The sequence below is a fragment of the Spirosoma sp. genome (genome assembly GCF_048594605.1).
Taxonomy (GTDB): Bacteria; Bacteroidota; Bacteroidia; order Cytophagales; family Spirosomataceae; genus Spirosoma.
Window position 1 is genome coordinate 1 of the sequence record NZ_JBMDWV010000402.1, and the last position, 7,568, is coordinate 7,568.

Below are 7,568 nucleotides of genomic sequence, written 5' to 3' on the forward strand. Positions count from 1 at the left end.
AATGGTATCTGGTCGATTTGCCGGGCTATGGCTATGCCCAGGTGAGTAAAACGGAGCGCGAGAAATTTGCGGCCCTGATCGACGGTTATCTGACGAGTCGCCCAAATCTACTCTGTATTTTCGTACTGGTCGATTCGCGGATTGAGCCTCAGAAAATAGACCTTGATTTCATGACTAATCTGGGCGAGCGGGGGCTCCCTTTTGTGATTGTATTTACGAAAACAGAGAAATTAGGGCCAACTAAACTTCAGGTGGCATTGGATACATACCAGGCTAAGTTACTTGAAACATGGGAGGAAGCGCCCCAGTTTTTTGTTACGTCGGCCGTTACGAGTGCCGGTCGCGAAGAACTTCTCGCATTTATCCGGCCACTGAATAACGAATTTATTACCGAGCAAAAGAGCGGAAAAGGAAAAGCACCGAAAGCGGGCAATTAACCATTCAATTATTTCTTTCACACGTTAAAAACAATACACCCACTAAAACCCACGTTACCCAATTACAAAGTTTATTTATGGAAGCATTAAAACAGATTGCCAATGTTGCTGGCTACAGCGGTCTTTACCGAATTCTAAAACCTGGTCGGGCGGGCGTTATAGTCGAGACATTAGATGACAAAAAATCCAAAACCATGATGGGCCCCACGGCCCGCGTTTCGGTTTTGAACGATATTTCTATTTACGTGGACGGCGATAGTGATGAACAATCTATCCCGTTAGCTGAGGTGCTTCAGGCAATTGATGATAAATACGGCGATGAATTGACCGTTGATGCGAAAGGTACAAATGATCAATTAGCCGATTTCATGGCATCTGTAGTACCAAATTATGACCGTGAGCGTGTGCGGGTCACCGATATTAAGAAACTCATTAGCTGGTACGGTATTCTGCGTCAATTTGCCCCTGAAGTGTTTGAAAAATCAACAGAGGAGAAACAAGCAGAGACAACCGAAGAGCCGATAGTAGCGGAAGTGCCCGCAAGCGGAGAAGCCAAAGAAGAAAAGCCGAAGAAAACACAAAAAGCATAAATAGAGTTATTATACCAACTGAGTATAATACATAAAACGTCTTCATTTTCAGTGAGAACGAAAAAGCCGCGATGACCTTTGGTTTCGCGGCTTTTTAGTGAGTTGTCGGGAAGGCGGATACGCGTAGTGAGCCCATCAGAGCGGAATAACATCGACAGCTACCTGAAAAGCGTGTTTTCCTGTGCTAAAAATGATTCCTTTCAGAGGAGACACATCGCTGAAATCGCGCCCCCAGGCCGTGACAATATGACGGTCCTGCGGAATTAAATCATTGGTTGGGTCAAAATCGCACCACCCAACAGCGGGAATATACACGGATATCCAGGCATGCGTAGCGTCGGAACCCTGCAACTTCGTCTCGCCGGGCAATGGTTCAGTTTCAAGGTAGCCGCTGATGTACCGTGCCGCGAATCCCATACTACGTAGGCAGGCAATGGCCAGATGAGAAAAGTCCTGGCAAACCCCTTTTCGCTCCTGCAATACAGTTTTTAGGGGTGTATAAATAGTTGTAAAGCCCGGAACGTATGTGAAATACGAATAGATTTTATGGCATAGCGAATGCGCGCTTTTATAAAATGACTCATTATCATTAAAGCAATCATCGGCGAACGTCCTTATTTCGTTATCCCATTGTACAAACGGGCTGGGAAGTAAATAATCAAGCAGGCTGTTTTTTAACGATAGGTCGTTCTGAAGTTTTTCTCTGACCTCCTTATTTGTTATTGTAAAATCTACAACAGCTACTGCGTGCGTTTCAACTATACTTTTTGATAAAATAGCCAGTTTTGCATGCGGTTTATGAATCGAAAAATAATGGATCGTATTACCAAAAAAATCTGTGCGTGAATAAATCTCGTCGGGCGTTGGGAAGATAGACAATGAGAAATCGCGACAGGTTTGATAAGCCAAATTCTTGGGCGTAATGCAAGCTAATCCGTGATAATTATTTACATTTTCGCTATAATCATACTGCGTTTTATGAAATAATCTATACTCCATTATTCAAGTCAACAATTGTTTCAGTAATAGAATGCTGAGTGGCTGTATGATTGAAATACTGATTCGTCGTATAATCGGACACAGATAGAATCAATTCGTAAACGCGGGACAGAATAGTGTCTAATTTATCGTAGACCTGCGATGTTGGCTCGACCGTAGCAATTTCGGCTATATCAATCAGCTTAATTTGCGTCACTGCCTCCAGAATTGCCTTTCTGGATTTACTTAGACGTACTGAAGCCTGGGGTAACTGGCTAAGGCTGTAGTCCAGCGAATCTAATAAGTAGGCCAGGGAAGACGGAATATGTTTGTCTAACAGGATCATATCCAGTACGTATTCCTTTTCAAAATTTGTTTTGTACGTAGCGCGGTAATGCGATAACGCAAAGTGATTCATAAGCACCGCTTCGAGCAATTCATTTTCAATAAATGATTCTGTTTTAATGTTAAATATTGATCTAAGTATTAAAATTTTTGACAGAATTCGTTCGATTAATTTCCCGGTTTCGAACAGGTAATAACCGTTGTTACGTGGAATCGACTCGTTTATAATTCCGTAGAACGTTAACAAATTACTTTGCAGGCTATTCAGCGTATTATGTATGTCGTTGGCATTATGGCTCGAGTGAATTTGCTGAAGCTTCTGATTGATATTTTCAATTACATCAATTGTGCGCCAGGTTACATTGTTCCACTGATCACGAACCGCCATCATTGCTCTTAGAAAAGACTGAACAGATGACGTAATAGTTGTTGGCTTCGTTACGTTTGAAATACTCTCAGCGATAATCGGATAAGGATTCACAAAAGATTCCTTATGGTCATCGGAAAAATAAGGCTCAATCTGAATTAAGTTCGATACCGTTTTTAATAGTATTTCAATATGTTGTGTCTTGTTTTGGCTGCCAAAATTACGCTGAAAATTTAAGGCATTCAGCGTGATCATTAAGTACGTAGTGGTACTCATGCTACGTTCGCTGTAACGGGCGGCCCAGTACAAATTTTCGGCGCTGCGGCTGGGTAACGAAGCTTGTAATTGCTGATAGGGCGCAACTGGAAGTTTGATACGTTCCCGAATCACTTCAGCTTCATCGGAAATGATCCAGGTGTCTTTTGATACGTTCCCGTACTGATTTGAAAAGGTAAACTTATCTTTTATAGACGAACTGCGCGTCAGGCCACCGTCCATTACCTGGTAGCCGCTGGGTGTAGCCGTTAGAAAGGCCCGGATAGCCGCATACCTGGGCTCAAGCTGACCGTCGACAAAAGCAGGTGTGGTTGAAAAGCTGACTTCTTCCTGCGCTACGTATTCCGTGGGATTTTGCAGAATCTGTAGCCGTAACTCTGCCCGTTGATCTTGGGTTAGCTCTTTTCCGTATACCGACCGAAAGACCTGTTTTCGGTTTGCTTTTTTAATGATAAGCCTGTCTAGATTATCCAGTGTGTTCTGAAGCTCTCTGGGCTGTCCGCACCACCAGGTTGCTACCGACGGTAAGATCAGCTCTTCGCCCAGAAAATGCCGACATAGCGGGGGTAAAAAAGCATTGAAAGCTGAGTTTTCAACCACACTGCTTCCCGGCGGGTTAATCACCATTACGTTCCCATTACGTATCACTTGCAAAAGCCCCGGAACACCTAACCGTGAATCGAGACGCAACTCAAGCGGATCGCACCACTCGTCATCGATTCGTCGAATTATTATATCGACCCGCTGTAATCCATCGATGGCTTTTACCCAGGCAAAGCCATTTTTTACAATCAGATCGTCGCCCTGCACAAGTGTATAGCCTAGATAAGAAGCCAGGTAAGCATGTTCAAAATAGGTTTCGTTGTTGGGACCGGGCGTTAAATAAACGACATTTAAGGATTCGGATTTTTCTCTGAACACTTTGAAAATTGACTGCTGAGCCTGCGTGAAAAAAGGAGATAACCTGCTGACATACATATCTCGGGCCAGCTCAGGCATTATTTTGCTGATGATCTGCCTGTTTTCCAGCGCGTAACCTGATCCTGAGGGTGCCTGAGTTCGATTGTCAATAACCCACATCCGACCATCGGGGCCACGAGCCATGTCTGCCGCATACATTATTAGCTGGTTTTGAGTAGGCAGCTTTACGTCGTGACAGGCGCGGAAAAATCCTGTATTATTATAGACGAGTTCGGCGGGTAGCAAGCCCTCCTTGATAAGTTTGCGCTGATCGTAAATATCCCGTAGAATCAGGTCCAGAAGAATAGCCCGCTGTTGCAGACCTTTCGAGATTAGCTGCCATTCCTTTTGCTCAATTAGAAAAGGAATCAGATCCAGTTTCCAGGGACTGTTCAGGCCGCCAGTCCGCTGGTAAATATTGTAGGTGACGCCATTCTCGCGAATTTTATTTTTGATCTCCTGGGAACGGTTTCGGAGTTCTTCGCTACCAATTTCTTCCAGCGAAGCAAATAATTTCTTCCAGTGAGGTTTTATGGCGCCATCAGGAGCTAGTACCTCATCATACGAGTTTAATTTATACTGATATGAGTCAAGTAGACTACTAGCTGATTCTGAAACCATGGCTCTATTGACTGGTAACTACGTTCTTTTTTCAATCCTTAAACGCTATCAAATTTGAACCAAACGTTGCTCAGTATTCGGCACTATAGGCACGTAAATCGACTGGGACCTTTGGCTAGCCTAGCTTGCAGGCAAACTGGCTCTATATTTTGTGGAAACCATAACGCTAATAGACGAATCGCAAAGTAATATAACGATAGGCTATAAACAGGAGAAATTGTATATTAAAATTGTCTATGTATGATAAATTATCAGAGTTTTCTTCTCTGTTCGGTAGAAAGGCCAAAATTTTGTTTTAAAAATTTTGATTAAGACCAATTTAGGTGGCAAACGCAAAGGCCAGGATTTCCTGTACGGAGATCCCGGCCTTTGTCGGTTTGAAATGCTTACGACGTAGTGTTATTCCACAGTGCTTAGCTTTACGGTATTCGTTCGCCGGGCCTGCGTCAGAGGCATACTGAGCGTATTGATAAAGATGTCGCCAGAAACGAGTTTGCCCTGCCCGATCAACGTTTGCTTAATACCTTCTACCGTCTGGTCTACGGTTAAGCTTAGATCAGGCTCAAATGGCATTACCTGAACGCCCCAATACAGGCCGAGTGTATTCCGTAGCTGTGGATCATTTGAGAAAACGTACAAATCGGCTTTAGGACGGTGATGCGATATCCGTACAGCCGTATAACCTGAGTTCGTAATACCAATAATTGCCTTGGCTTTTGTGTCGCGGGCCAGTCGGCAGGCGCTCATCACTACGTTGTCGTTGATGGCGTTCTGCGTCGGCTCCTCATTAACGTGGGCATGGTACCGATAATAGATTTTATCGGTAGTAGCCTCTACCTGCCGGATTGTATTTGCCATGCTTTCAACCGCCAGAATCGGGTATTTGCCCGATGCCGTTTCGGCACTGAGCATTACGGCGTCGGCCCCATCCATTACGGAGTTGGCAATATCATTGATCTCGGCACGGGTTGGGCGAGGAGCATCAATCATACTCTCGAGCATCTGCGTGGCCACAATTACAGGCTTAGCAGCCCGATTGCATTTCTCGACCAGCATCTTCTGAATCATCGGCACTTCTTCGGCGGGTAGTTCGACGCCTAAGTCTCCTCGGGCCACCATCAGTCCGTCAGTAGCAGCAATGATCGAATCGATATTCTGAATGGCTTCAGGCTTTTCAATTTTGGCAACTACACGACTTACCTTGCCTTGCGCCTTAATATATTCTTTAATCTCAATGATTTCAGATGCTTCGCGCACAAACGATAGCGCAATCCATTCGACATTGTGTTCGAGTCCGAATTTGAGGTCAGCCCAGTCTTTTTCGGTTACGGCTGGCATCGACACTTTTGTATTCGGCAGGTTTACGCCCTTTTTGGATTTCATGGGCCCGCCATACACAACTTCCGTCACTACGTCAGTGCCCTCTTTACGAAGTACCTTTACTTCTAACTTCCCGTCGTCCATCAGAATTCGTTCGCCTGGGTGTACATCCTTGTACATGTCTTTGTAGGGCGTACTGACACGTTGCGCTGTGCCGATAATATCCTCGTTTGTGAAAACAAGCTCCTGGCCGGGAACAATCATTACTCCGTCTTTATTCTCGACGTTGCCGATACGTATTTTTGGACCCTGCAAATCCTGCAGTATGCAGAGATTGAGGTTATATTCTTCGTTTATTTCGCGAATACGGTTAAGGCGCATGAGGTGATCGTCGTGCGTACCGTGGGAGAAATTGAGCCGGAACACGTTTACGCCAGCCTGGGCTAATGCCAACAATTGTTCTTTTGTTTCGGAAGCCGGGCCAACAGTGGCTACGATCTTGGTTTTCTTGGACATGAAGAGACGGAAAAAATTGGGCAAAATTGGCCGAAGGCCAGTGCAAAAATAACCGTATGGTCTTATAAACCGTGGTGTTTACTGAAATTTTACGGAAGAGTTCACCTAACTCACAAGCAGTCTACATCAGCAACGATACTTACCTGACGTAGCCCCTTGTCAGTTAGAATGTCGTTGATACGTTCCTGAATATATGTTTTTACAGCTTTAACATTTAATTTGTCGCGCTCCAGTTTGACCAGAATATCGAACAGAAATTGATTTCTGATCCGTTCGACGAGGGGTTCCTCCGGCCCCAGAACGCGGCTACTCCCCAGGGCGTCGGTTAGTTCGGCGGCAAGGCGCTCGGCCGCCTGATGGCTAATGATTTTATCCGTATGGCGAACCGTTAATTTAATGAGCCGTACGAAAGGAGGGTAGCTAAAATTCTGCCGCTCCTGGATTTCTTCTTCGTAAAGCCCTTTGTAGTCGTTGTCAATTACTTTTTGCAGAATGGGTTGATGCGGATTGCTGGTCTGAACCAGCACCGTGCCTTGTCGTCCGGCGCGTCGTCCGGCGCGTCCGCTTACCTGCGTAATCATTTGAAACGCCCGCTCGGTCGCTCGAAAATCGGGAAATCGAATAAGTCGGTCAACGTCGAAAATACCAACTAAACTAACGTTGTCGAAATCCAGTCCTTTCGTAATCATCTGCGTTCCAACCAGAATATCGACCTGTCCGCCTTCAAATTCCTGAATAATTTGCTGATACGCATTTTTGGCGCGGGTTGTATCCAAATCCATACGTAGCACGCGGGATTGCGGAAAAAAAATCTGCAACTGATCCTCTAGCTTCTCCGTCCCAAAACCGATAGTACGTACTTTGGTCGAGCCACAGGCTGGGCAGGTGCGCGGAACAGGGTCTTTATGACCGCAATAGTGACAGCGTAACTCGGCATCGCGCTGGTGATACGTCAGGCTGACAGCGCAGTTGTGGCATTCGGCCGTCCAGTCGCAGTCTTCGCATTGCATGTAAGGTGAATACCCCCGGCGGTTCTGGAACAGTATACTTTGCTCTTTTCGCTCAAGGTTCATTTCCCGTGCACCAAGTAGAGTCGACGAAAACACATTTTTCATAGTTTTATGACGCTTTTCCTGCTGCGTAGTTACTAGTATAATA

6 protein-coding genes are annotated in these 7,568 nt (G+C 45.3%); 2 read left to right on the plus strand and 4 right to left on the minus strand.

Annotated features, from left to right (window positions below; all coding sequences use genetic code 11):
• Together ACOJS8_RS25240 and ACOJS8_RS25245 are read left to right on the plus strand one after the other, a co-directional pair.
• A partial coding sequence (locus tag ACOJS8_RS25240) for a GTP-binding protein (RefSeq protein ID WP_420151335.1) occupies positions 1 to 437 on the plus strand: 437 nt, incomplete at its 5' end.
• A 77-nt stretch (positions 438 to 514) separates the two neighbouring features.
• Complete coding sequence (locus tag ACOJS8_RS25245) at positions 515 to 1,027, plus strand: DUF5606 domain-containing protein (protein WP_420151336.1); 513 nt, start codon at positions 515 to 517, stop codon at positions 1,025 to 1,027.
• Between the two features lie 135 nt (positions 1,028 to 1,162).
• On the opposite strand, the gene ACOJS8_RS25250 is transcribed toward ACOJS8_RS25245, so the two are convergent.
• From ACOJS8_RS25250 to priA, 4 genes are all read right to left on the minus strand, one after another.
• Entirely contained in the window at positions 1,163 to 2,026 is an 864-nt protein-coding gene (locus ACOJS8_RS25250) for a transglutaminase family protein (RefSeq protein WP_420151337.1), read from the minus strand.
• Entirely contained in the window at positions 2,016 to 4,574 is a 2,559-nt protein-coding gene (locus tag ACOJS8_RS25255) for a circularly permuted type 2 ATP-grasp protein (RefSeq protein WP_420151338.1), read from the minus strand. Before ACOJS8_RS25255 ends, ACOJS8_RS25250 begins: the two co-directional genes overlap by 11 nt.
• A gap of 399 nt (positions 4,575 to 4,973) precedes the next feature.
• Positions 4,974 to 6,410 carry a pyruvate kinase gene (gene pyk, locus ACOJS8_RS25260; RefSeq protein ID WP_420151339.1) on the minus strand — a complete coding sequence of 479 codons (1,437 nt, stop codon included), beginning with the start codon at positions 6,408 to 6,410 and terminating at the stop codon, positions 4,974 to 4,976.
• A gap of 110 nt (positions 6,411 to 6,520) precedes the next feature.
• The coding region (priA, locus tag ACOJS8_RS25265) for a replication restart helicase PriA (protein WP_420151340.1) at positions 6,521 to 7,568 on the minus strand (1,048 nt) is incomplete at its 5' end.